The organism is Streptomyces specialis (assembly GCF_001493375.1).
Lineage (GTDB): Bacteria > Actinomycetota > Actinomycetes > Streptomycetales > Streptomycetaceae > Streptomyces > Streptomyces specialis.
In genome coordinates, this window is record NZ_LN929882.1 from 1 (window position 1) to 1243 (window position 1243).

Below are 1243 nucleotides of genomic sequence, written 5' to 3' on the forward strand. Positions count from 1 at the left end.
GTTGATGGGTGGTCTGCCTGCGGGCGGTGTGATGGTCGCCGTCCGGCTCCCGGAAGAGGAAGTCCTGTCCCGTCTGGCCGGTTTCGAGGACCGGGTGGGGATCGCGGCGGTCAACGGCCCGTCGTCCCTGGTGGTCTCCGGGGAGGAAGCGGCCGTCGCTGAGGTCACGGCCGGGCTCAAGACCAAGCGGCTGGCGGTGTCGCACGCGTTCCACTCGCCGTTGATGGAGCCGATGCTCGCCGCGTTCGAGGAGGAACTCGCGAGTGTGGTGTTCAACCCGCCGACGCTGCCGGTGGTTCCGGCTGCGTCGGGTGGGGAGTTCACGGATCCGTCGTACTGGGTGCGGCAGATCCGCGAGCCGGTCCGCTTCGCCGACGCCGTGCAGGCTCTGGCTGAGCGCGAGGTGAGCGCGTTCGTCGAGGTCGGCCCGGGCGGGACGTTGAGTGCGCTGACCCGCGAGCTGGTGGATGAGTCGGCTGTCGTCGTGCCCGTCCTGCGCAAGGACCGGCCCGAGAGCGTGTCCGTCACCACGGCCCTGGCCGAGCTCCACGTCCACGGCGTGGAGGTCAACTGGCCGGGTGCTTTCGCCGGAACGGGCGCCCGCCAGGTCGATCTGCCGACCTACGCCTTCCAACGACGTCGTTTCTGGCTGGAAGCCCGACGGCTAGGTGGCGACTTGACTGGTGTCGGCTTGCAAGCCGCGCACCATCCGTTGCTCGGCGCGGCGGTCACGCTCCCAGAGGGCGAAGGGGTGGCCCTGACCGGCCGGTTGTCGCTGGCCGAGCACACATGGCTGGCGGACCACGAGGTTATGGGCTCGGCATTGATGCCGGGAACGGCCCTCGTGGATCTGGCTCTGCACGGGGCAAGCGAGGTCGGCTGTGACCGTGTCGATGAGCTGACCTTCCAGGTTCCCCTGGTTCTCACCGAGGCTGAGTCGGTCGAGGTTCAAGTGCGAGTCGCCCCGGCTTCCACAGAGGACGAGTGCTGGACCGTGAAGGTGTTCTCGCGGCGCGAGGGCGCGGAGTGGCTGTGCCATGCCGCGGGTTCCGTATCGGTCGGATCTGGTGCCGGCCCCGGAATGCCGGAGTGGCCGTCGCTGGGTGTGTCCGGGGTCTGTCTCTTATACCCCTCTGACGCTGGCGACGACGGGGGTATGGGAGATCTAGGATGGGCGTGGCGCCTATAAATACACACAGAGGGAGTATACCAGAGCGCCGAATGAGACAGGAGAGGAGAGGAA

General features: G+C 67.9%; 1 protein-coding gene. It reads left to right on the forward strand.

The features are described from left to right. Positions 1-1189 (forward strand): acyltransferase domain-containing protein (locus tag BN2279_RS09735; RefSeq protein ID WP_159037180.1); only part of this gene is annotated, 1189 nt, incomplete at its 5' end. Positions 1190-1243: the final 54 nt, after the last annotated feature.